General features: G+C 63.7%; 19 protein-coding genes and 1 tRNA gene. 18 read left to right on the top strand and 2 right to left on the bottom strand.

Annotated elements, in window-relative coordinates:
* Positions 1–127: 127 nt before the first annotated feature.
* From IWX88_RS09425 to IWX88_RS09360, 14 genes are all read left to right on the top strand, one after another.
* Positions 128–1984 (top strand): ABC-F family ATP-binding cassette domain-containing protein, encoded by a 1857-nt coding sequence (locus tag IWX88_RS09425; RefSeq protein WP_196829676.1) that lies wholly within the window; start codon positions 128–130, stop codon positions 1982–1984.
* Between the two features lie 247 nt (positions 1985–2231).
* Entirely contained in the window at positions 2232–2720 is a 489-nt protein-coding gene (locus IWX88_RS09420; RefSeq protein ID WP_196829674.1) for a hypothetical protein, read from the top strand.
* Between the two features lie 59 nt (positions 2721–2779).
* Entirely contained in the window at positions 2780–4534 is a 1755-nt protein-coding gene (locus tag IWX88_RS14250) for a protein kinase (RefSeq protein ID WP_196829672.1), read from the top strand.
* A gap of 139 nt (positions 4535–4673) precedes the next feature.
* Positions 4674–5663, top strand: coding sequence for a phosphate ABC transporter permease subunit PstC (pstC, locus tag IWX88_RS09410; RefSeq protein ID WP_370568284.1), 990 nt, complete (start codon positions 4674–4676; stop codon positions 5661–5663).
* Positions 5664–5666: 3 nt separating this feature from the next.
* Complete coding sequence (pstA, locus tag IWX88_RS09405) at positions 5667–7049, top strand: phosphate ABC transporter permease PstA (protein WP_196829668.1); 1383 nt, start codon at positions 5667–5669, stop codon at positions 7047–7049.
* Positions 7046–8632, top strand: a complete 1587-nt coding sequence (gene pstS / locus IWX88_RS09400) for a phosphate ABC transporter substrate-binding protein PstS (RefSeq protein ID WP_196829666.1) — start codon at positions 7046–7048, stop codon at positions 8630–8632. Before pstA ends, pstS begins: the two co-directional genes overlap by 4 nt.
* A 223-nt stretch (positions 8633–8855) precedes the next feature.
* Positions 8856–11405, top strand: coding sequence for a hypothetical protein (locus tag IWX88_RS09395; RefSeq protein ID WP_196829664.1), 2550 nt, complete (start codon positions 8856–8858; stop codon positions 11403–11405).
* A gap of 114 nt (positions 11406–11519) precedes the next feature.
* Positions 11520–12617 carry a hypothetical protein gene (locus IWX88_RS09390; protein WP_196829662.1) on the top strand — a complete coding sequence of 366 codons (1098 nt, stop codon included), beginning with the start codon at positions 11520–11522 and terminating at the stop codon, positions 12615–12617.
* 40 nt (positions 12618–12657) lie between these two features.
* Positions 12658–13725, top strand: a complete 1068-nt coding sequence (locus IWX88_RS09385) for a hypothetical protein (protein ID WP_196829660.1) — start codon at positions 12658–12660, stop codon at positions 13723–13725.
* A 211-nt stretch (positions 13726–13936) separates the two neighbouring features.
* Positions 13937–15073, top strand: coding sequence for a hypothetical protein (locus IWX88_RS09380; RefSeq protein ID WP_196829658.1), 1137 nt, complete (start codon positions 13937–13939; stop codon positions 15071–15073).
* Position 15074: 1 nt separating this feature from the next.
* On the top strand, positions 15075–15866 hold the full coding sequence (locus IWX88_RS09375; RefSeq protein WP_231369130.1) for a hypothetical protein: 792 nt from the start codon (positions 15075–15077) through the stop codon (positions 15864–15866).
* On the top strand, positions 15863–16843 hold the full coding sequence (locus IWX88_RS09370; protein ID WP_370568283.1) for a sortase: 981 nt from the start codon (positions 15863–15865) through the stop codon (positions 16841–16843). The genes IWX88_RS09375 and IWX88_RS09370 overlap by 4 nt, the downstream gene beginning before the upstream one ends.
* Before the next feature lie 83 nt (positions 16844–16926).
* Positions 16927–17838, top strand: a complete 912-nt coding sequence (locus IWX88_RS09365) for a phosphate ABC transporter ATP-binding protein (RefSeq protein WP_196829654.1) — start codon at positions 16927–16929, stop codon at positions 17836–17838.
* 5 nt (positions 17839–17843) lie between these two features.
* Entirely contained in the window at positions 17844–18641 is a 798-nt protein-coding gene (locus IWX88_RS09360) for a lytic transglycosylase domain-containing protein (protein WP_231369129.1), read from the top strand.
* A gap of 17 nt (positions 18642–18658) precedes the next feature.
* Here the strand turns inward: IWX88_RS09360 and IWX88_RS09355 are convergent, their stop codons facing one another.
* Positions 18659–19150 carry a MarR family winged helix-turn-helix transcriptional regulator gene (locus IWX88_RS09355; protein ID WP_196829652.1) on the bottom strand — a complete coding sequence of 164 codons (492 nt, stop codon included), beginning with the start codon at positions 19148–19150 and terminating at the stop codon, positions 18659–18661.
* A 118-nt stretch (positions 19151–19268) separates the two neighbouring features.
* On the opposite strand from IWX88_RS09355, the gene IWX88_RS09350 reads away from it, so the two are divergent.
* The 4 genes from IWX88_RS09350 to IWX88_RS09335 all read left to right on the top strand — a co-directional run bounded on the left by IWX88_RS09350 (position 19269) and on the right by IWX88_RS09335 (position 23735).
* A tRNA-Gln gene (locus IWX88_RS09350) sits at positions 19269–19340 on the top strand.
* Between the two features lie 60 nt (positions 19341–19400).
* On the top strand, positions 19401–20837 hold the full coding sequence (gene glmU, locus IWX88_RS09345; protein WP_196829650.1) for a bifunctional UDP-N-acetylglucosamine diphosphorylase/glucosamine-1-phosphate N-acetyltransferase GlmU: 1437 nt from the start codon (positions 19401–19403) through the stop codon (positions 20835–20837).
* 40 nt (positions 20838–20877) lie between these two features.
* On the top strand, positions 20878–21855 hold the full coding sequence (locus tag IWX88_RS09340; RefSeq protein ID WP_196829648.1) for a ribose-phosphate diphosphokinase: 978 nt from the start codon (positions 20878–20880) through the stop codon (positions 21853–21855).
* An 83-nt stretch (positions 21856–21938) separates the two neighbouring features.
* Complete coding sequence (locus IWX88_RS09335) at positions 21939–23735, top strand: long-chain-fatty-acid--CoA ligase (RefSeq protein ID WP_196829646.1); 1797 nt, start codon at positions 21939–21941, stop codon at positions 23733–23735.
* 30 nt (positions 23736–23765) lie between these two features.
* On the opposite strand, the gene IWX88_RS09330 is transcribed toward IWX88_RS09335, so the two are convergent.
* Positions 23766–23905: integrase core domain-containing protein (locus tag IWX88_RS09330; RefSeq protein ID WP_196829644.1), on the bottom strand; the 140-nt coding region annotated here is incomplete at its 5' end.

Raw genomic sequence — 23905 nt, 5'->3', positions numbered from 1 at the left:
CATCCGCCGCACACCAATCGTCTCGGTAGACGTTGCGACCTGGCAGCCGCGGAACCCGCAACGTCTACCAAGTCGATTGGCTGAGGCACCGCAGGGTGCACACACTGACAGCCGGTAAAGTAAAGCAGTGGCACATCTCCTGGGCGCCGAGTCCCTTCACCTCGAATATCCCACCCGTGTCATCTTCGACCGGCTCACGATCGGCCTCGACGAGGGCCATCGCATCGGCGTAGTCGGACGTAACGGCGACGGCAAGTCGACCCTCCTCCGCCTGCTGAGCGGGCGCATCGAGCCGGACGCCGGCCGCGTCACCCGCCGCAACGGCGTCACGCTCGGGATGCTTGACCAGGCCGACCTGCTGCCGGAAGACCTTGTTGTCAAGGACGCCATCGTCGGCGACAAAGACGAGTACGAATGGGCCGGGGACGCCCGCATCCGCGATGTGATCGACGGACTGCTGCTGGATGTGCCGTGGGAAGCCACGATCGGAGAGCTTTCGGGCGGCCAGCGCCGTCGCGTTGCCCTCGCCAAGCTCCTGGTCGGCGACTGGGATGTCATCTTCCTCGATGAGCCGACCAACCACCTCGACGTCGAAGGAATTGCCTGGCTTGCCGGCCATCTCAACAAGCGCTGGTCGCCGACCCAGGGCGGGCTCATCGTCGTGACCCACGATCGGTGGTTCCTCGACGAGGTATCCACCGATACCTGGGAGGTGCACGACCAGATCATCGAGCCATTCGAGGGCGGGTACGCCGCCTACATCCTGCAGCGGGTCGAGCGCGACGAGATGGCGGCGACCATGGAGTCGAAGCGCCAGAACCTGGCCCGCAAGGAGCTCGCCTGGCTGCGCCGCGGTGCGCCGGCCCGCAGTACCAAGCCGAAGTTCCGGATGGATGCCGCCTACGACCTCATTGCGAATGAACCGCCGCCGCGCGACACCGTGGCCCTCAGCCAACTCGCCACCGCCCGTCTCGGTAAGGACGTCGTCGACCTGCTCGACGTGGGTGTCACCTACGGTGGCACAGCGGATGCCGACGGCAACGTCACCGGCGGCGCCGAAATCCTCAAGGACATCGAGTGGCGTGTCGCACCGGGCGAGCGCACCGGCATCCTCGGGGTGAATGGGGCGGGAAAGTCCACACTGCTCGGTCTCATCGCCGGCACGCTGCTTCCGACCAGTGGCCGGGTGAAGCGCGGCAAGACCATCCGCGTCGCCATCCTGAGCCAGCAACTCGGGGAACTCGCGGACATTCTCGAGGACCGAGTGATGGATGTCATCGCCCGCCAGAAGAGCTCCTACGTCACCGGCGGCAAGGAACTGACCCCCGGCCAGCTGCTTGAGCGCATGGGATTCATGTCAGCCCAGCTGAGCACCAAGGTCAAGGACCTCTCCGGAGGCCAGCGTCGACGCCTGCAGTTGCTGCTCATCCTGCTCGGGGAGCCCAATGTGCTGATCCTCGACGAGCCGACCAACGATCTCGACACCGATATTCTCGCCGCCATCGAAGATCTGCTCGACTCCTGGCCTGGCACGCTGCTCGTGGTGAGCCACGACCGGTACCTGCTCGAACGCGTCACCGACAACCAGTACGCGATCCTCGACAAGCGCATGCGGCACCTGCCCGGTGGGGTAGACCAGTATCTGCAGTTGCGGGCGCAGCAGACCACCAAGGGACTCACCGTTACCGAGACCCACAGGGCCGACTCGGCTACCCCCGAGAAGAAGTCGATAACCAACTCGAAGGGCCGCACGAAGCTGACCGGCGCTGAGCTGCGGAACGCTCAGAAAGAACTCGGATCGGTCACGCGCAAGCTCGAGAAAGTCACCACCCAGATCGCCTCAATTCATGGTCGTTTTGCCAGCCACGATCAGGGTGATTTTACCGGGCTTGCAGCACTGCAGAAGGAATTGGGAGCGCAGGACGAAATGAGGGTAGATCTCGAGTTGCGCTGGCTCGAGCTCAGCGAGGTGCTCGAGGCCTGAGGCTTCTGGCATCGGTGGTGGGTCGGGCAGGGCCCGGCGATGCCGCTATACGGTGCCTGCGCGCAGAAAGACTGGACCGGTCGAGGCTTGTGCGTGAAGAAGTACACGGTGTTAAAGACTTAGCTTCTGTTGTTCATCTGCGTGAAGGTTCTTGGTAACTTTCCTGAAGGCAGGCGTTCAACCACGAAAAGTTGACTCCGATCGTGTCCATCTCGGGCGCTTACCCGAGCACGAAGGATGCCGAACCATGACGGTCGGTTCTCGCATAGTTTTTATGCGTTTTGCAACGGCGCGGAGCCCGAAACTGCAGCTGTGGATTGATCATTTCGAGCGAGTCGCCGGCAATGATGGTGCCCTCGTCGCCCCGGTCGTTGGCGCGCCAGACGACGGTGCATATGTGTGGCATCTCATCTCCGCCAACAACCGAATGTTGGCACGGGGATCACGCGTCCATAGCGCTCTCACCGGTGCAATCGATGACGCCTCGCGGCTCCAGTCCGTGGCTCGGGAGATGCAGTTCAGGCTCGTTTTCGATCAGTATCGGGGACTGTACGGGTGGTACGCTTCTATCGAAGGGATTGTTGCCCTCACCTGCGCACGCTGGTATGTCACCGAACGAGATCGCCGATCGTCGATCGAGCACGCGGAGCTATCCCTGTCGGTCGCGGTCCTTCGCCCGGGCACGAGAATCGTGCAGCCGGAAAACAGCAGCTCGGCGCGGTCATCGATCCGATAACCGACGTCGGGCCTGTCCCCAGCGCCGACCCCCGGCTCATCTCGGGCCGCTTCCAGATCGTGAGGCTGCTCGGTTCGGGAGGTTCCGTATCCGTCTTCGAGGCGCGCGACTTCACGACCGAGCGGATGATCGCGCTCAAGATCCTGCACCCGCACCTCTCCACGTCGGCGGAGATGAAGAAGGGGTTTCTTCTGGAGGCATCCGCTGCTGAAAGTGTGCGACACCCCAACATCGCCCTCGTCCTCGGCTACGGAATACATGGAACTGACGACGACAGCGTCGCCTGGATCGCACTCGAACGCGCAGCGGGCATCAGCCTCGCCGAACACGTGCGACTCAACGGTGCGCTGAGACCGCAGGATGCGCTGACCGTTGCGGATGGTCTGTTAGCCGCTTTGGAAGCTGCGCACGCGCAGGGCATGGTTCACCGTGATGTGAGTCCAGCGAACGTCATGGTCGACTACGCCGCCGGGCCTGGCTCGTTACGCGCGATTGACGTCTGTCTGGTGGACTTCGGTCTGGCCGACCTGATCGGCCGGGCCACCACAGGGTCAGATGTCGTTCGAAGCACGACAACGGAAAGCGCGGCGAAGGGTGTGCTCGGCAGCGTCAACTACATGTCACCTGAGCAGGCTTCGGGACAGCCGGTCGGTGTTCGGGGAGACATCTATCAGACGGGAGCGACGCTGTATTTCGCCCTGACGGGGCAAGCGCCGTACCAGCGCAGCACTCCGGAAGCCGTGATGCGCGCCCATCTGGAGGCGCCGCCGCCGGTGCCCTCCGTTGTGGCGCAGGGAATACCGACCGCGGTCGACCGCATCGTCGTCACCGCAATGAGCTCCGTTGAGGCCGATCGATACGGTTCTGCCACGCAGATGCGTCGGGTCGTTCGTGGTGCCAACGCCCGGGGTGCGGCCACCGATCACACCCGGTTGCTCCCCGGCCAGCAGGCCGACGTGCGCGAAGCCCACCGCAGCACAGCCGACCGACTCACAGCCGACGTTCCAGGAGCCGACCACGCGGGGAGGGTCGCGACAGCCGCAGATCGCCGATGGGCGCAGCGTGCCGGTGAAAACCAACGTTCGGAACGTGAGTTGGTGGTGCACAGCCTCACGCCAGTTCGACGTGGGGGGTTAGCGGTGTTGATCGCCACCGGGGCGATCGGATCGGTGCTCGCCATCGCTGTGCTGCTCGCCTCGAGCGGGGCTTCGGGTTCATCTACTGCCGGGTCACCCTCGATGACCCCCGCCGCGTCTCCGCAACCCTCCAGCACAGCAATAAGTTCTGTGCGACCGGCGGCGGCTCCGAACATCACCGTGCCGAGGCTCGTGGCGCTCAGCCTCGATGAGGCGCGCACGGCCCTCAGCAGAGTGGGGCTGGCTCTCGGCACGGTCTCTTCGATAAATTCGCCCGCGGCAGCACAGACGGTGCTCTCAGTACCCGATGGAGAGGGTGCCGGTGTGGCTCTTGGTGCTCGTATCGACCTGGTCGTGGCCTCCGGGGTGAATATCGTGCCTCGCGTTGTCGGCTTGAGCGCATCAGCCGCCCTCGACGCGGTGCGCAGCGCGGGCTTCTCTGCGGTGCGGCACGATCAGGAGGATCCGGATCCGGATCACGCGAGCGGCACGGTACTGGGCAGCGATCCGGCGGAGGCGACCGCGCTGCCGATTGGGGCCGGCATCATCATCACCGTCTCAATCCTCCCGCCAACCCCTCGTGCTTTCACGCCGAGCCCGAGTGCGAGCCCGAGCCCGGGTCCGGCACCGAGTCCGGCACCCAGTACGGGGCCGACGTCGAGGCCGGTCAGCCCATGACCGAAAAATTTAGAGAGTTGCGGCTCACTCGCCGTCCAGATCCACTTCACACGGCAGATTTGTTCCGTTCATGTGGGGGACTGATGATCAGCGCAACAGCAGCTGCGAATCGCTGTGTCGGGCTGAGAGGAGGACGAACGTGACCCGTACTGACGCACCGCCGGTCAGACGCTCGCTCGTGTCTGCTCCATCGCGGTCCGATTCTGCATTCACGGCGGTGACCCTCACCGCAGGTGCCACGACGGTCGGCATCATGCTCGCCGTCGGTCTATTCCTGTCCATTCGGGCAAGTGATGCCCTGAAGGTCTCTGAATTCTCCTTCCTGGTTGAACAGCAGTGGTCACCGGAAACCCACGTGTTCGGGATAGCTGCCATTCTCTTCGGCACCTTCAACGTTGCGATCGTTGCGATGGGCGTGGCTGTGCCACTCGCACTCGGAACCGCACTGCTGATCTCCGAGGTCGTCACCGGCCGCCTCCGGTCGGCGCTGGTCTCGCTTGTCGACCTGATGGCTGCGGTGCCGAGTGTGGTGTACGGACTCTGGGGATTGTTTTTCCTCCAGGCCAATGTCATCCCGGTCGCTCAATGGATCTCGACCTACTTCGGGTGGATCCCGTTCCTTCGGGTATCGGATGCAGCGGGGCTTCCCCTCTCGGAAGCGAGTGCATTCACCTCATCCGCGTTCATCGCCGGCATCGTCGTCGGGCTGATGGTTGTGCCGACCCAGACCTCCGTGATGCAAGAAGCGTTTTCACAGGCACCGATTGGAGAGCGCGAAGGTGCTCTTGCGCTCGGCTCTACCCGGTGGGGAATGATCCGCACAGTGGTCATCCCGTTCGGGAAGGGCGGGATCATCGGTGGCACCATGCTCGGCCTTGGTCGTGCGCTCGGAGAGACGATCGCGGTGTACATGATCATTTCGCCGATCTTTACGATCAACTGGCAGGTGTTGAAGACGGGAACCAATTCGGTCTCTGCCCTGATCGCTCTTCGCTATGGAGAAGCGAGCGATTTCGGCCTGTCAGCGCTCATGGCGGCGGGCCTCGTACTGTTTCTGATCACCCTGGCCGTGAACTTCACCGCGTCGTCAATCGTCGCACGATCGCGCTCCGGCGCCGAGACCGGGTAGCGCATGTCGATCATTTCTGACGAGACGACACTCCACCCGCGCGTGGGGGGCGAGGTCGACGCTCCGGATGAACCTGACGACTTGAGCGGTCTCGCGACGAGCATTCCCTCGGTCGAGGGAGTCGAGACCGGCCCCCGACGCAACCTGCGTAAGGCCACTCTCGACGAGAAGTTCAATCTGTTCGGTGCCGCGGTCGCATCCATCGCCCTCACCGCTTTGCTGTTCGGCTGGTTCACCCCGCTGACCGGGATTGTCGGATGGGTCGTCGTCGCCTTCCTGTCGTTTATCGGGTTCTACATCCTGCTCGTCTCTCTTCGCTCCGATGCACAGGAGGTGAAGGATCGGATCATGACCGCCCTGCTGGTGAGCGCGGGCATCATCCTGTTCAGCGCGCTGGTGTTCGTGGTCGCGTTTGCGCTCATCCGGGGTAAAGATGCGCTGCCGAATCTCAATTTCTTCACCGAGACGATGCAGCTCGCCGGCCCGCTCGACCCGCTGTCGGTTGGCGGAATCTTTCATGCGATTGTCGGCTCACTGATTCAGATCAGCATCGCTTTGGCCATCACGATTCCACTCGGAATCACGACAGCGGTCTTCCTCAACGAGATCGGCGGCCGGTTCGCCCGGTTCGTTCGCACGATCGCGGACGCAATGACGGCTCTCCCGTCGATTGTCGCCGGACTGTTCGTCTACGCGGCCATCATCCAGCTGATCACCCATCAGCGGTCGGGCTTCGCTGCGGCAATGGCGATCACGGTGATGATGCTTCCGATCGTGATCCGGGCATCGGATGTCGTGCTGAGGCTCGTGCCCGGAAACCTGCGGGAGGCGTCGTACGCGCTCGGTTCAACTCGCTGGAGCACGGTGTGGCATGTGGTGCTTCCCACTGCTCGGTCCGGACTCGTGACGGCCGTCATTCTCGGCACCGCGCGGGGGATCGGAGAGACCTCCCCGGTTCTCCTCACCTCGGGGATCACCTCGGTGCTCAATGTCAACCCCTTCTCTGGCCCGATGATCTCGCTACCACTCCAGGTGTTCGACTTCGTCAAGTCGCCAGAACCGAACATGATCGCCCGTGGCTTCGGCACGGCGGCGGTGCTACTGCTTCTCGTGCTCACCCTGTTCACGATCGCCCGGGTGTTCGGCGGGCGTGGCCCCGGGCAACTCACCGACCGCCAGCGCCGTCGCGTTGCTGGCCAGTCCGCAGACGATCTGAAGCGGATGGCGCGATTGACGAACGTCACGACTCCTGTTGCCGCCACTGTCATCGCCACTCCGCCCGCCCCGGAAAACGCTGCGGAGCACCGTGAGAGTTCTGAACCGCCCGAAGGTACCCAACTTTTCCCCGCCATTGATCCGCCACACCCCGAGGAGACGTCACCGTGACGCCGCGCACCCGACTCATCCGTCTCATCAGCATCCTGTTCGCGGTCACGATCTTCGCCGGGGCCGCCACGACCGGTACCGGCCAGGCGGCCGAGGCCGCCACGACCTACACCCCGATCAGCGGAACGGGATCGACCTGGTCGCAGAACGCGCTCGACCAGTGGCGACGCAACGTCGCCTCGAACTACGGCATGACGGTCAACTACTCGGGTACCGGTTCGTCGGCCGGGCGGAAGGACTTCATCGGCGGCACCGTCGACTTTGCCGTGAGCGAGATCCCGTTTCAGAGCGCCCCAGAGGACGGATCCGCTCCGGAAAAGCCGGCAAACGGGTACGCCTATATGCCGATCGTGGCCGGTGGCACCTCGTTCATGTACAACCTCAAAATCGGGGGAAAGCAAGTGTCGAACCTCCGGCTCGGAGGCGAGACGATCACGAAGATCTTCACCAACACGATCACGAACTGGAACGACCCGTTGATTCAGGCCGACAACCCGGGCCTCGCGATGCCCAATAAGCCGATCGTGCCGGTGGTGCGCTCCGATGGATCCGGCTCGACCGCGCAGTTCACCCTGTGGATGTCAAAGCAGTACCCGGCATTGTGGAGTGCCTTTTCTGGCCGGTCCGGGCTCACCTCGCAGTACCCGGTGAAAGGATCGGCGAAGGCGCAGAGCGGATCCCTCGGGGTCGCCGGTTACGTGAGTCAGAACTACGGCGAGGGAGCCATCACCTACGTCGAGTACTCCTATGCGCTCAAGTCGGGCTTTCCGGTGGCCAAAGTGCTCAACGCCGCTGGCTACTACATCGAACCGACGGCTCCGTCCGTTGCGGTGGCGCTGCTGCAGGCGGCGATCAACCCGACCGACCTCACCCAGATTCTGGACGGTGTCTACAGCAACCCCGACAAGCGCACGTATCCACTCTCGAGCTACTCCTACATGATCGTGCCGACCGCTGTCGCCGGTATCTTTACGGCGAAGAAGGGCGTCACTCTCAGTACCTTCGCAAGCTACATGCTGTGCGAAGGTCAGCAACAGGCCGCTGCTCTGGGGTATTCGCCCCTTCCGCTCAACCTCGTGACCGCGGGTTTCCAGCAGATTGCGCGCATACCGGGATCCGTAGCCACGAGCGGTGACCTGTCCAAGTGCAATAACCCGACTTTCGATCCGGCAAACCCGGGGAGCAACAAGCTCGCATCCTCTGCTCCGCAACCGGCAGCATGTGACCAGAAGGGCCCGAACCAGTGCACCACCGGCACCGCCGGCGCTGCCGGGGTCAGCACGGCGGTCACCGGGTCCGGAACGGGAGGGAGCGCATCCGGAGCGGCCCAAACTCCCGGAGCAGATGCCGCGGGGGCGGGGACAGTCGGTACTGCCGCGACCACCGGTGACACCCCGGTTTACGACGCAAATGGAGCGCTGGTGAGTGGCGGGTCGACCTCGCGGGCAAACGCTGTCTCGACGCCGTTCACTCTTGCGAGTTCCGAGTTCGGTGGGTCACAGGCGATCATGCTGGCCGCCGGGCTGCTTCTGGTGCTTGTGATCCTGTTGCCGCCGCTGCTGTCCCGGCGCCTCAAGCGCTGAGAGTTCGGCAATCCATCGCGCGGTCGTTCTGAGCCCCGATCGCTGAGCCCCGATCGCTGAGCCCCGATCGCTCAGCCCCGATCGCTCACCCCCGATCGCTCACCCCAGTGCGACGTTTATGCGGGAACGGTAGTACTCGATCCGTTCACCATCCGGCTACCAACGGCCAATAATTTCTGATCATCCCCTCCGGGCATCTCCGGATATCAGCTTGGAGCCTGCAGTGCATTCCACCCCGCGAATTCGAACGCGAAACACCTGGGCGACCTCCGTCGTGACCGGATGCCTCGTCGCGGTTTTGATGGGAACCGCGAGCATCGTCGGTGGTGCGTTCGCCGCTCCGGCGAGCGCCGACATGTCATCAGCGGTGACCGTGACCACCGCGGCACACGACGCATATTCCGCCAGCGCCCCTCTTCCCGGTCTGTCGGTGACGGTCTCACAGACGAGGAACCTCATCTCTCAGGGCATCGTGGTCAGTTGGACCGGTGGCAAGAAGTCCACGACCCCCTCGGGCCAGACCGGTGGCGAGAACTTTCTGCAGATCGCCCAGTGTGGCGGGGACGACCCAGAAAACCCCGGTCAGCCCGACCGGACGACCTGCCAGTACGGCGCCTTCCTCACTCCCGGCGCGAAGCGCGACAGCTCTCGCGCATCTGCCGAGGTGGTCGCACCGGAAGACGCCCAATACACCGCCCCTGCGACCGGCCCGTTCAACGGACCGTACACCTCCATTCCATTCACCTCGGCGACCGTCGGCGATGACGGAAAGCGCGAGGTCGTCGCATCCGTCGTGAACAACAAACAGGTGGAGAGCGTCAACGTCAACACCAACCAGTTTTTCACCCAAAACACGTCGAACGAGGTGAGCTGGGCCGGCTCGAGCGCCACCGGCTCGGGATCGACGAAGTTCGAGATGCAGACCGCAGTGCAATCGCCTGGCCTGGGCTGCGGGGCTCCGGTAACGGCGTCGGATGGCACAGTCACCGGTGCTCCATGCTGGCTCGTCATCATCCCTCGCGGCACCGCGGATGGCGGTGACGCGAAGATCACCCAGTCCGGCCTCTTCTTCGACTCCTGGAAGCATCGCCTCGCAGTCAAGCTCGACTTTCGGCCCATTGGCCTGCGCTGCGCTGTCGGAGCCGCCGAGCGCCAGATCGCGGGGAGCGAATTGGTAGCGGGCGCCGTCGGCTCCTGGCAGCCGACTCTCTGCAATGCGCAGGGCGGGTCGATCTACTCGATCCTTACTGGAAGCGAGTCGGATGCTGCGATGAATGCGAACAGGGCTGTCGCGGCGCCGATGGCGCTGACATCGCTGCCTCTGATCGTCTCGGCTGGGGTCACCGATTCGCTGGCCTATGCCCCGATTGCAGTCAGCGGACTTGCGATCGGCTTCGCTGTTGACCGGGAGCCCAGTGCTGCGGGAGGGGCCTCGGCAGACGACCTCGCACGGGCTCGTACGTCATTCACCGAGATGAAGCTCACGCCGAGGCTGGTCGCAAAACTGCTGACCAGCTCCTATATCGATTCGCTTCCCTACGGAGCCGACCGGTCGAAGCTCAATTACATCAGCGCGAAGGATCCGGGACGCAACCCCCGGAACATCACACTGGACCCGGACTTTCTCGCCATCAACCCCGACTGGGCTAACCAGGCGTTGGTCAGCCCGTCGCTCTCCGATCTCCTCGTGCCACAGGGGAGGTCAGACGCGGCAACAACACTATGGAATTACATCGCGACCGACGCTGCCGCGGCAGCCTGGCTCGCGGGTACCCCGGATAAGTGGGGCATGATCGTCAACCCGTGGAGTTCGACGAACGCCACGGTTAACCCGGCCGGAGTTGCACTAGAGGTGCCGCGATCGGACTTCCCGAAGGCGGATCCGGTGGAGCAGCCCGCCGACGGATCGGTGGCCCCGATTAGCTCAGTGACCTGGCGTCCGTTCGTCAATGACCTCGATTCGAGTGCCTACCGAACATTGCGTGGCGACGGGCAGGTGCTCGGCGGGTGGGATTCGCTCGCAGTGCCGGCGAAGTACACCAAGACCACTCGGAGTCTTCCCGGGCTGCAGCGGGTGCTCGGGCTGACCGACACCGCGTCCGCCGCCCGATACCAGGTCGTCACCGCATCGTTACTCAACCCCACGGGCGCATACATTGCGCCGTCCACCGCGACCCTCAGTGCCGGGGCTGCAGCGATGACGGTGTCGAAAACTGCGAGCAGCGTTTATGGGTTCGACCCGACGTCTTCGGCGGCGAAGGGCGCGCCAACGGCGTATCCCCTCACCATGCCGATTTATGCGGCGGTGAGTCCCGCGATGGGTGATGCGACACTCAGAACGAGCTACGCCGACTTCATCCGATACGCGGCGTCGGTCGGTCAGGTACCAGGCGCCGAAATCGGGCAGCTCCCGGACGGCTACGCTCCGCTGCCGACCGGATGGCGCGAGCAGGCGCTTGCGGCCGCGGAGAAGATCCAGGCGGGAGTGCCCGTAATTTCCGATGGCGTGAAATCGCCCGAGCCACTGGCTGGTTCCGCCGCGACCTCAGCTGGGGTTACCTCGTCAGCCGGAAGCGGCTCTACTGTGACCCCTCCCGGCGCTGCGGTAGATCCGAAGGCCGCCGGGAATCCGGTTGCGGCGCTCGCCGGCAACGCTACCCCTGCTGATCCTCGGATCGGCAGCCTCGGCTCGACGATCCCGCTCAGCCTGTTCGCTGGCATTCTGAGTGCCCTTCTCGTCCCGATAATCTCGCGGATCAGGCGACGCCTGTGACGCCCACATTCTTGGATCATGCCCGCGCGTTTTGTCTCTGACGCGCTGGCGCCAAGCCGAGCGGTCGCATCTGCAACCACCCGATAACCCCCACCAAAAAAGGAATGAATCACAATGAAGATGAAGAAGGTCGTCGCTCTGAGCACGGTCATCGGCGTTGCCATCGCTGGCATCGCATTCATAAGCCCGGCGTCCGCCGAGCCCGTTTCAAACAGCTATGTGTTGGTTGGTTCCGACACACTGCAGGACTCTTCCAACGCTCTTCTCAACGGCACAGGCGTCACGGCATCGACCGTGCGGGTTGTCACCAGTGGCGCCGCGACCATCGGTTCGTTCGATGCTTTTGGCTCGGCAGTGATTCAGACGAAGACGGGTGGACCATTCTTCACCCGTCCGTCCGGTTCTGGCGCGGGGGTCACCGCGCTTCGCGCCTCGATCACCGGCAACCTCCTTAGTGGCGTGAACATCAGCGACCAGGTGGATATCGCCCGCTCGTCCAGCGGACCGGGCACCAGCGCCGACGCCGCTGGCAAGCTCGTGTACGTTCCTTACGCTCGCGATGCTGTTTCCTACGCCTACAAGGGCGGAACCGCAGCTTGGGCGAACATCACCGCTGCCCAGCTCACGCAGATCTACAACGGAACGCTCACGACGATCGACGGAGTCGCGGTCCGCCCGCGCCTGCCCCAGACCGCTTCGGGAACCCGCAAATTCTTCCTGACTGCGATTGGCGTGGGTGGTGGCACTTCCGCTCCGGCCGTTTCTGACGTGGGAAATGTCACCCCCGAGAACGATGCAACGCAGCTTGTAGCTGGCGATATCATCCCGTTCTCCGCTGCGAATTGGGTTGCTCAGGCGAATGGCGTGACCGCGGTGAACACCACCACCAGTGCAACTGCCGCGCTCGGAACTCCCATCACCGGTACGGTCCCGTTCACGGGCACTGCACCGTCACTCGTTCCGAACTCTGCTTTCTACTCTGACACCACGTTCGGTCGGGACACCTACCTCGTCGTCGAATACAACCGCGTCGACTCCACCAACCCAGCCTATGACGCGGTCTTGGCCGCGTTGGTCAATCCGACCGGCTCCGGGGCGACCAGCTTGACCAGCTTCGGCTCTGGGGCGGCCACGTCGGGAGCGGTGAAGAAGAAGTTCGGCTTCCTCGCCCCCTCCACGAACGTCGCGCAGCGCGCGTACGCGACCCTCTAAATCACCCCTAGCTTTCTGTAACGACTGAAAGGCTCAAGTAATGATGAAAATCAATAAGTTGGTGTACGTCGGCCTCGTCGGCGCCCTCGCCGCAACGATCGTCGGAGCAACTCTGACGGGTGCCTCGGCAACCGAGACCAACGGTGGCAACCAGCCTGTTTACCTCGTGAACCCCGATGACAACAGTGTCAAAACTGCGGGGTCCACCCTGAACTTCGCAACCTCCGTAGTCGCATCACCCAACCCAGCGGGCTCATCCGGTTCGGTCACCGGGACAAACGAGCTCTTCATCGGACCCTCCGACGCGACGGGCGTATTCACGTTCGTAGCGCCGCTCGGATCGGAAAACACGAAGAGCAGCTGGTCGGCCTACAACCAGACCGGCTTTGTTTCTGGAACCAAGAACACCTGGCTCCCGTCAATGTCCTTGAACGCCCAAATCAGCGGGAACATCACCGGCGTGAAGAACGCTGGCGGCGACTACAGCTTGGGCATCGCATTCACGAAGAACGCGGGTGTGACCATCATCGCGGGCTACACGAGCTTCACGCAGATCCGCGTCACCGCCTCAACGGGAGACTGGACCTTCGTTACTCCGACGCCCTATGTCGCTCCTGCTCCCCCGAGTGGCTCGTTCAACCAGGGCATGTCGGTGACGACGGCTCAGGCCGTTGATGGTGCGCTCAACCTGGTCTCGCCATCGAGCGCAACCACCACCTTCGGTACCGCTGTGCTCAACTCCGTGACCAAGCTGTCGACTTCAACTGCGACGCTCGGTAACTTCTCGGTGCAGGATGACCGCATTGTGTCCCACCCGGGCTGGACCCTCACCAGCACCGTTGCCGACTTCGTCAGCGGTAGCAACACCATCAGCAAGGCTCAGTTGGGAATGGTCCCGAAGGTCGTTACGGGTAACGGGGCTGGCGCGGTCGTGGGAACAACCCAGGTCGCTGGTTCGGCAACCTACCCATCGACGTTCGCATCCGCTGTCAACTACGCGACCGTCGGAACAACCGTGCTTGGCGCCGACCTGACATTCGTCGCTCCGGCGTCTGCCGCGGTTGGCACCTACACCTCGACGCTCACGATCACCCTGGCGTCGAAGTAACACTGCAGCTACAACAGTAAAAAGCACAGAGGGAGGGATCGCACTCAGGTGCGATCCCTCCCTCTTTTTGAGGTTAATACCCTCTCGTTCGACACCGGTCGCGGCGCAGTGGTCAGATCGTAGGGTCCCATCGGGTGGCCGTGTCAAATCCAATTGCCTGCATTCCGTTAAGTTGGCGTTCAACTACACGCAGCCTCTGCGCAAACTCGGTTTGGCTAACTACAGTGTGTTCGAACATCTGAAAGTCTCCCGCCCCTTCTCTCGCGCGCTCGCACTGGCACTCGCCACTGTGTTCCTTGCCACCGGAGCGGCAGTCTCCGCTGCCCACGCCGCTGATACCGACGGGATTTCTGGGGGGCCCGCGAGTGAGACCGGCGCCGATGGGCGGTCTCGATTCAGCTACCAGGTGGCGCCAGGCCAACAGGTGGTCGACGAATACGAGGTGCGCAATACCGGCACGAGCGCCCAGGTTATGACTGTTTTCGCCACCGATGCTTTCAACACGCCCGACGGGGGTTACGGCCTTCTCGACACCGGTGTCGCCCCGACCGGGGGAGGCTCGTGGGTGTCATTTGCCGCCGGTGCAAAGCAACTCTCACTGCCGCTTGCGGCCGGAGCGACTCAGATCATCCGCTTCACGGTGAATGTTCCGGCGGATGCATCTCCCGGGGACCATGCCGCTGGCATCGTCATCTCGGTCAAGTCGCCAAGTGGCCAGGTGATCGTCGATCGGCGCGTCGCAACCCGGGTGTACGTTCGGGTCTCCGGAGCGATACAGGCCGCGCTCACCATTGGAAACATCGCGGCGAGCTACCAGAGCCAGTTGAATCCGTTCGCCGGCACTACGTCTCTGGTCTTCACGGTGAAAAACAGCGGCAACGTCGCCCTCGCCGCAAACGCAGTGGTCGGAGTGAACACCTTCCTGGGTATCGGCGTGACCGAACCCCAACACACCTCGATCGAAGAGCTTCTGCCGGGAGCTACTCGCGTCGTGACAATGACCGTCTCCGGCGTGGCTCAACTCGGCTACCTGAACCCCTACGTCCACCTCATCCCCACCGTCGACAAGGATGCTCTCAACCCGGGGCAGTTTCGACAGATCGATCGTGACACCACCCTGATTGTTCCGCCGTGGTGGCTGATAGGTCTCATCCTGATCGCTGCGTCCGTGTGGCTGTTCCTGGTGTTGAGGCGCCGACGTGACGACACGAATGCCGCAGCCTGGATCGCGCAGATGGAGGCGGAGGCGAAGCTGAAGTACGGCACCACGGAGCAGGATCTCGTCGGTGCTGGCGCGGTGACCGCAAGCGATGCGTCACCTGCCCCGTCTACGGACACGAAGCGCTAGCGTGATGCACTGGGATAGAGGGCGTGTCGCCGCCTCGCTGATGCTGCTCACTGCGCTGGGCGTTGCCGGTGGCGTCGCCTGTGCATCCCCGGCCTCGGCAGAGGGGTGCAGTTCAACGGTGCTCACGATTACCGTCGGGTCACCCGACGCGAACACTCCGACGAATGAGCCGGGCTCGGGATGCGTCTCGATTCCCGGTGGCGTATCCGAGCCCGCGACCGGGTCCAATCCCGCACCGGGAACACCGCTGTCCTCCGGCCCGGGTCTGCCCAGGAACGCAACGCCCTCCGCGAGCGCCTCGCCGGCCCCGACTGCAACCCCGAAGCCCGGGGAGACCGATCTTGGCGGGATTCTCTACCTGAGCGGACTCAGGTCAAACTACGTGTGGTCAGTCAATCCTGCGGAGAGCGTGGTCGAACTTCGTATCACCCTGCGCAACGTCTCACAATCCACCTTCGACTCCACAGCACGGTTCTGGATCGACACCAGCCTCGGAAACACCGTCAGCGAGATCGCAAACTTTCGGATCGACGGGTTGCGCCCGAATGAGACCCGCGTCGTCACGGCGAGACTGGGCGGTTTGGGTCAATGGACCGTACTGCAAGCCCACGCCACCATCAAGCCCCCGACAACGGTCGACGGAGTGGCTCTCGCCCCGATTACCCGCGACTCGTACGTCTTCATCCCACCGCTGCTGGCCGGTGGCATCGGTGTCTTCGGAGTCGGAGCGTTCTTCCTCGGGAAATCCCTCGTGGCACTTCGACTTGCCGCGCGAGCCAGGGGGGTCCTGTGACCACGGAGTTGATGCCGCCCGCGGCGGCCCGTGTCACGCCGGCGGGAATTCGCACGACGAAGGTGCGCATTCCTAAGCCCATCCGTGCTCCGCGGCGACCTCCGCGAGCACCAATACTGCGTGCAGCGCTGACCACCGGCCAGATAGTCGCGCGGAGTGTGTTGATCGTATTCGCGGCGCTGTTGCTGGCATTTGTGCTCAACGTGACCGTGCTGAGCCAGATTCAGCATTTGGTCGTTCAGCAACAGTTATCGGACGCCTACCGTGAACAGCTCGCAGCGGGCACGGCCCCGGTAAGCGAAGGCGACTTCAATAATGTTCTGCTGCCGGATGGAGCTCCGCTCGGGGTGATCTCAATTCCCTCGCTCGGCATCAAGGAGATCTTCGTCGAAGGTACCTCTGCTGACTCGCTCAAGTCTGGACCGGGGCATCGCCGGGATACAGTGCTTCCCGGGCAAGCGGGAATCAGCGTGATTATGGGGCGAGCTGCCGCATACGGAGCACCGTTTGCCCGCATTCAGGAGCTTGCACCAGGTGACCAGTTTTCTGTGCGGACCGGTCAGGGCAAGCAAGTCTTCACGGTGATCGGAGTGCGCTACGCAGGGGATCCAACACTGGTGTCGCCGACCCCTACCCAGAGCCGGCTGACCCTCGTCACCGCGCGCGGTCCCGCTTTCATCCCCTCCGGACTTGCGTATGTCGATGCTCAGCTCGTGCAGCAGGCCAAGCCGGCGGGCGCGCGGCAGACCACCTACATCGGACTGCCCCCGCAGGATCTCGCGATGGCCAGCGACACATCCACTATCTGGGCTCTCGTATTCGCACTCCAATTCCTCGTCATCGCTGAAATCGCGAGCGTGTGGGCATTTCGGCGCATAGGAGCCCAGAAGACCTGGGTGGTCTTTGTGCCGGTTACCCTTCTCGCCGTCCTGTTCACCGCTAACCAGGTGACCATCCTGCTGCCCAACCTGCTCTAGCTGCGGCAGTTATCCCTCCGGCAGCCCCAGCAGCGCTGCCTCTATCGCCAGGTATCCGAAGAGTCACTATCCGAAGAGACACAATGACCATCAGAAGTAATGACCTCACCCAGGTGATTCCCGCGTTGAAGCGGGGCATCGCCGGATTCAACCCGTTCGACAAGCGCACAGTCTCGGCTCCCACTCCAGAATTCCCGTTGCCGCTGCTCCCGGCCGAACCGCTGGCCGCGCTCGAAGCGCGCAATATCTCGGCCTGGTTTGGCGACCACCAGGTGCTCGACAGGGTGTCACTCACCATGCCGGCTGGCGTCATCACCTCGCTCATCGGGCCGTCCGGGTGCGGAAAGTCCACCTTCCTCCGCATTCTCAACCGTATGCATGAGCTCGTGCCGTCAGCAAGCCTCGCCGGCGAGGTACTGATCGACGACCGGGACATCTACGATGCCGACCGCAAGCTGGTCGACGCGCGCAAGAGCATCGGAATGGTCTTCCAGAAGCCGAACCCGTTTCCGGCGATGTCCATTTACGACAACGTGCTCGCCGGACTCAAGCTGACCGGGCTCAAAGCCGACCGCGATCGCCGGGACTTTTTGGTGGAGAGTTGCCTCACCAAGGCGGGACTCTGGAAAGAAGTGCGGGATCGTCTTCGCGCGCCGGGTGGCGGACTCTCCGGTGGACAGCAGCAGCGATTGTGCATCGCCCGATCACTTGCGGTGACACCGCGCATTCTCCTGATGGATGAGCCGTGCTCGGCGCTCGATCCCACGTCGACACGTGTGATCGAAGAGACGATGCTCGAGCTTGTCAATGACGTGACAATTGTGATTGTGACCCACAATATGCAGCAGGCTCAGCGTGTCTCGACCCGGTGCGCATTCTTTCTCGCCGCGCAGGGTACCCCGGGCGCGATCGTCGAGCACGGCGACACCGAGGCGATGTTCTCGGAGCCGATCGACGCCCGCACCTTCGACTATGTGCACGGTCGGTTCGGCTAGCAGGAATGGACGGATCGGTCAGACCGGTGCGCCGGACTCACGCGGTCGTTCCCGTACTTTGCGCAGTGGTGGTCATCGGGCTGATGCTGTGGGGCTGGTCAGCCTGGGCAGCATCGGCAGCGCCGCGGGGAGCGGCCGCGCCTCAAGGTACGGCCGCAGACTTTGTGAAGATGTCGGCTGACGCTCCCGCCAAAGCTCCCGGCGTTTCCCCCGAGCCGGCCGCCCAGGCCGCACTTCCCGTTGCGCCCGTGCAGTCGATCAGCGCACGAATCGACCCGGCCTGGCTCGACGCGATGTCGGCTCGCACCGGCATTCCGCGGACCGCACTCGCCGCCTATGCGGGTGCGGCATCCGTGCTTGCGGAGAAATCACCGCAGTGTCACCTCGGCTGGAACACGCTCGCGGCCATCGGCTATATCGAGTCGGATGATGGGCGTTACGGCGGTGCGGTCCTCGGCGTGGATGGGTACCCGAGCGCGCCGATCGTCGGTCCCGCGCTCGATGGCAGCGCGTTCGCGGGCATCCGTGATTCTGATCGAGGGCAGTGGGATGGCGACCCGGTCTGGGATCACGCGGTCGGTCCGTTGCAGTTTATCCCGCAGACCTGGCGCATCTGGGGTGCGGATGGCAGCGGTGACGGCCGAGCGGACCCCAATCAGATTGAGGATGCTGCTCTCGCCGCCGCGAACTACCTCTGCCACGCGGGTGACCTGTCGAGTGTCGAGGGCTGGCGACGGGCGGTCTTCTCCTACAACCACCTCGACAGCTACGTGGACGATGTCGCGAAAGTGGCCAACTCGTAGCGCTCCTAATTGAAGCCTCAGTCGAAATCCAAGCTGAGCTTACGCAGCAGCCCGGCCAGTCGCTCCTGGTCGGCCGCGGAGAGTCCGTCGAGCAGCTCGTTCTCTGACACCAGCAGCGTGCTGATTGCTGTGTCAACACGCTGACGACCATCCGCAGACATCGTCACGAGGATACCGCGACCATCGTTCGGGTCGGTGTGTCGCTCCACGAGAGAGCGTGTGACGAGGCGATCGATTCGATTCGTCATGGTGCCACTCGAGACCAGGGTCTGCTGCAGAAGCGCCTTCGGGCTCAACTGATACGGGAATCCCGCACGGCGAAGGGCCGAGAGCACATCGAATTCCCAGGACTCCAGTCCTGATGCAGTGAAGGCCGTGCGGCGCGCCCGGTCGAGGTGTCTCGCGAGGCGGCCGACCCGGGAGAGCACCTGCAGGGGAGCGAAGTCGAGATCGGGACGCTCACGCACCCACGCGCCGACGATCCGGTCGACTTCGTCGTGGGTGGGCATTCCCCCATTATCGTCGCAGGTGTCGCCAGGAACGGGCGGGGGCAGCATGGCGACACGAAGCCGCGGAGCATCTGGCACAATTGTTGCGGTCGAGCCTTCATGCGGGTCGGCGACGAATTCCGCCTTAGTGTAACGGCAGCACGACAGCCTTTGGAGCTGTTCGGTCCAGGTTCGAATCCTGGAGGCGGAGCGGTGTCGATACGCGCGAGCGCGCTACCCGGCCGGCGATACCGAGCAAGGGAGCCTCAGCATGTCTGACATCGCAATCATCATCCTGGCTGCGGGACAGGGCACGCGCATGAAGTCCGCCCTGCCGAAGGTGCTGCACCCCCTCGCCGGAATTCCCATGGTGTCGCACGTACTCGCGACGGCCGAGAAAATCGGCGCCGCCCACATCGTGGCCGTGGTGCGTCACGAACGGGATGCCGTTGCGGCCGTGATCGCCGAGCATGTTCCGCACGCAATCATCGTGGATCAGGATGACGCCCCAGGCACCGGCCGTGCGGTGGAGCTCGGTCTCGCTGGACTTCCCTCCGATTTCACCGGCTCGGTTGTCGTGTTGAGCGCGGATGTACCGCTGCTCGACGCAGCCACCGTTCGCGCCCTCATCGAGACCCATGCGCTGGCCGGCAATGCACTCACGCTGCTCAGCGCCCATTTCGCCGACCCCACCGGCGCCGGTCGAATCGTGCGCGGTCTCGGTGGTGCATTCGAATCCATCGTGGAACAGAAGGACGCCACCGACGAGCAGCGCGAGATCACCGAAGTGAATAGCGGGGTCTATGTCTTCGACGCCTCGGCGCTCCGGGCTGCGCTGGCGCGGGTCGGAACCGATAACGCGCAAAACGAGAGATACCTGACGGATGCCGCCTCGGGTATCCGCGCCACCGGGGGACGCATCGAGGCTGTGCCGGTCACGGACACCTGGCTCGTCGCCGGTATCAACGACCGTGCCCAGCTCGGAGCCGCGGCCGCGGAGTTGAACGCTCGTATCGTGCGCGGCTGGCAGCTGAGCGGAGTCACGATCCAGGATCCGGCGACCACCTGGATCGACCTCGCGACAAGCATCGGCGAAGACGTCGAGATCCTGCCTGGCACCCAACTCAAAGGTGCGACCGCGATCGAACGAGGGGCGATCATCGGACCGGACACCACCCTGGTCGACTGCGAGGTCGGTCATAATGCGGTCGTGAAGCGCACGGATGCCACGCTCGCCGTCATCGGCGCGTATGCCACCGTCGGCCCGTTTGCCTACCTGCGGCCCGGCACTTATCTCGGTGAGAACGGCAAGATCGGCACCTTCGTCGAGATCAAGAATTCGACGATCGCTCGCGGATCGAAGGTGCCACACCTGAGCTACATCGGTGATGCCACCATCGGCGAGGGCACCAACCTCGGAGCTGGGGCGATCACCGCAAACTATGACGACATCGCTAAACACCACACCGAGATCGGATCTCACGTGCATTCCGGTTCGCACACCGTCTTCGTGGCCCCGGTTAGAATCGGTGACGGAGCCAAGACCGGCGCGGGAACGATCGTGCGCAAGGATGTGCCGGCTGGAGCTCTCGTGATGACCGTGGCTCCGCAGCGCAACGTCGAGGGCTGGGTCGAGCAGAACCGGGCCGGGACCGCCGCGGCAACAGCGGCAACAGTGGCAGCAACAACAGCGCACACCACAGACTGAACTCGAGCACCGACACCGCACCGACAAGAGAGCAGGACACGTGGCCGAGATCACCGCGAGCGGCAAGAAGCGACTGGTTATTGTGACGGGTCGCGCTCATCCGCAGCTCGCCATCGACGTTGCGTCGGCGCTCGAAACCGAACTCGTCCATACCGATGCCCGCACCTTTGCCAATGGCGAGATCTACGCCCGCTACGACGAGAGTGTGCGCGGATGCGACGCCTTCGTGATCCAGTCCCACACCTATCCGATCAACGAGTGGCTCATGGAGCAGCTCATCATGGTCGACGCGCTCAAGCGGGCATCAGCCAAGCGGATCACCGTGGTCGCGCCGTTCTATCCATATGCGCGCCAGGACAAGAAGGGGCGTGGCCGTGAGCCAATCTCTGCCCGCCTCGTCGCCGACCTGTTCAAGGCCGCCGGAGCCGATCGCATCATGAGCGTCGACCTCCATGCCGCGCAGATCCAGGGCTTCTTCGATGGCCCGGTCGACCATCTCTTCGCCATGCCGGTGCTGCTCAAATACTTCAAGGAGCGTCTCGATCCGTCGATGCTCACCGTCGTCTCGCCCGACATGGGGCGCGTGCGGGTTGCCGATATCTGGAGTGACAAACTCGGTGCGCCGCTGGCCATCATCCACAAGCGTCGCGATCCGCGGGTGCACAACAAGGTCACCGTGCATGAAATCGTCGGCGAGGTGCACGGCCGCACCTGCCTGATCGTGGACGACATGATCGACACCGGTGGCACGATCGTGAAGGCCGCCGAGGCGCTCAAGGAGGCCGGAGCGACCAACGTGGTTGTCGCTGCGACCCACGCTGTCTTCTCCCATCCGGCGAGTGAGATCCTGCAGAGCGACTTCATCGACTCCGTGGTCGTCACCGACACCCTGCCGATCCCGCCGGAGAAGCGGTTCCCGACTTTGACCGTCCTGCCGATCGCCCCGCTGCTTGCAAGCGCAATTCGGGAGGTCTTCAGCGACGGTTCGGTCACCTCTATGTTCGACGGCGCCGCCTGATCCGCTGAGGCACACTGATCTGCTGCGGCACACTGGTTCGCTGCTGAACACTGGGGCGCGCGCTGCTCTCGTAGGCTTAACGCATGACTTTTTCTCCCCCGCGGCCGTGGATCTCCAACTATGCCGAGGGTGTTCCGCCCCAGATCGACCTGCCTGCCGGGTCGCTGTTTGACCTCGTCGAGGCGTCGGTAAGCGAGTTCGCCGACAACATCGCGCTCGAGTTCTTCGGTGCGACCACCACCTACGCCGAGCTCGGCGAGCAGATTCTTCGCGCGGCGGAGGGCCTGCGACTCCTCGGCGTACAGAAAGGCGACACCGTCGCTCTGGTGCTGCCGAACTGCCCACAGCACGTCGTCGCGTTTTACGCGGTGCTTCGTCTCGGGGGTATTGTCGTCGAACACAACCCGCTTTACACGCCGCGCGAGCTGCGGCATCAGTTCGAGGACCACGGAGCAAAGGTGGCGATCCTCTGGAACAAGGTCGTGGAGACGGTGCAGCAGTTTCCAGCGGATGTCGCGGTCGACTCGATCGTGTCCATCGACATCACCCGCGCGATGCCTCTCGCCACCCGGGCTCTTCTCCGGCTTCCGATCACGAGGGCACGGGAGGCCCGCGCCGCCCTCACCATGGTGCGCGCTGCGCCGCTGTCTAATAGCGCTGTGCCCAGTACCTCCGAGCACAGTACCTCCGAGCACAGTACCGTCGTGCACAGTACCGTCGTGCACTGGCATAAATTGCTTGATCATCCCACCGTTGACGGTCATATCTTCCGGCCCACAACGGCAGATGTCGCGCTGATCCAATACACGAGTGGCACGACGGGCTCGCCGAGGGGAGCCACCCTCACCCACCTCAATCTGGTGAGTAACGCCGCCCAGGCCCGGGCCTGGGTGCCCACAGTTCAGCGCGGCACCTCGGTGGTCTATGCCGTTTTACCCATGTTCCACGCCTACGGACTCACGCTCTGTCTCACTTTTGCGATGAGTATGGGATCGCGGCTGGTGCTCTTCCCCAAGTTCGATCCCGACTTGGTCCTCGCGGTCGTGAAGAAGCATCCGGCCACTTTTCTCCCAGCGGTTCCCCCGATTTATGAGCGTCTCGCCGCTGCGGCCGCTCGAGCGGGAGTGTCGCTTGAGGGTATCGAGATCGCGATCTCCGGAGCCATGCCGCTGTCGGCATCCGTCGTCGAGCCCTGGGAGAAGCGCACCGGCGGATACCTCGTGGAGGGCTACGGACTGTCGGAGACCAGTCCGGTGCTCACAGCTAACCCGGTGGGCCAGAGCCGACGCGCCGGCACCGTCGGGCTGCCGCTACCCAACACCGAAGTGCGAATCGTCGACCCGGAGAACCCCACGGTCGACCGGGCTGCCGGTGACGAGGGGGAGCTGATCGTGCGCGGACCGCAGGTCTTCTCCGGCTACTGGCGAAAAGCCGAGGAGACGGCGGCGGTCTTTGTGCCCGCGGTGCACGGCGACGACGCCGGCCCGTGGTTTCGCACGGGCGACATCGCCACTATCGACGCCGACGGCTTCGTGAGCATCGTCGACCGCATCAAGGAACTGATCATCACCGGGGGGTTCAATGTGGCGCCGAGCGAGGTCGAGGACGCTCTGCGGTCGCATCCGTCTGTTGCGGATGTCGCGGTAGTCGGTTTGCCGAGCACCCGCAGTGGCGAGGAGGTGGTGGCCGCCGTTGTGCTCGCGCCAGGTGCCGAGTTGCACGAGCAGTTGCTGCGCGACTTCCTGCGCCCGAACCTCGCCGGGTACAAGATTCCGAAGCGAGTCTTTGCCGTGGATGAGCTACCGCGGTCACTCATCGGCAAGGTGATTCGGCGCGAAGTTCGAGACGTGCTGCAGGCGTCGAGTCACGCCCTGCAGTGAGCCAGCCCTGGGGCCAGCCTTCGGGCCAACCTAGGTGTTCTTCCCATTGACGTTGTGTACGCGGTCGATGGGTGTTTTGCCGCCGATGCCGGTATGGGGTCTGTGGTGATTGTAGCTATGCACCCACGCGTCGTAGGTCGCAGCTCGGGCGGCGTCGGAGCTGTAGTGGT

The organism is Frigoribacterium sp. CG_9.8, from assembly GCF_015751965.1.
Lineage (GTDB): Bacteria > Actinomycetota > Actinomycetes > Actinomycetales > Microbacteriaceae > Lacisediminihabitans.
Note: the sequence above shows the minus strand (reverse complement) of the source record. Positions and strands in the feature narration are given on the sequence as shown.

Bases quoted from the DNA above. Each gene is read 5' to 3' on its own strand.
- IWX88_RS09420 (WP_196829674.1), top strand. From the start codon at position 2,232: ATGACGGTCGGTTCTCGCATAGTTTTTATGCGTTTTGCAACGGCGCGG.
- pstA (WP_196829668.1), top strand. From the start codon at position 5,667: ATGTCGATCATTTCTGACGAGACGACACTCCACCCGCGCGTGGGGGGC.
- IWX88_RS09390 (WP_196829662.1), top strand. From the start codon at position 11,520: ATGAAGATGAAGAAGGTCGTCGCTCTGAGCACGGTCATCGGCGTTGCC.
- IWX88_RS09385 (WP_196829660.1), top strand. From the start codon at position 12,658: ATGATGAAAATCAATAAGTTGGTGTACGTCGGCCTCGTCGGCGCCCTC.
- IWX88_RS09365 (WP_196829654.1), top strand. From the start codon at position 16,927: ATGACCATCAGAAGTAATGACCTCACCCAGGTGATTCCCGCGTTGAAG.
- IWX88_RS09360 (WP_231369129.1), top strand. From the start codon at position 17,844: ATGGACGGATCGGTCAGACCGGTGCGCCGGACTCACGCGGTCGTTCCC.
- IWX88_RS09355 (WP_196829652.1), bottom strand. From the start codon at position 19,150: ATGCCCACCCACGACGAAGTCGACCGGATCGTCGGCGCGTGGGTGCGT.
- glmU (WP_196829650.1), top strand. From the start codon at position 19,401: ATGTCTGACATCGCAATCATCATCCTGGCTGCGGGACAGGGCACGCGC.
- IWX88_RS09335 (WP_196829646.1), top strand. From the start codon at position 21,939: ATGACTTTTTCTCCCCCGCGGCCGTGGATCTCCAACTATGCCGAGGGT.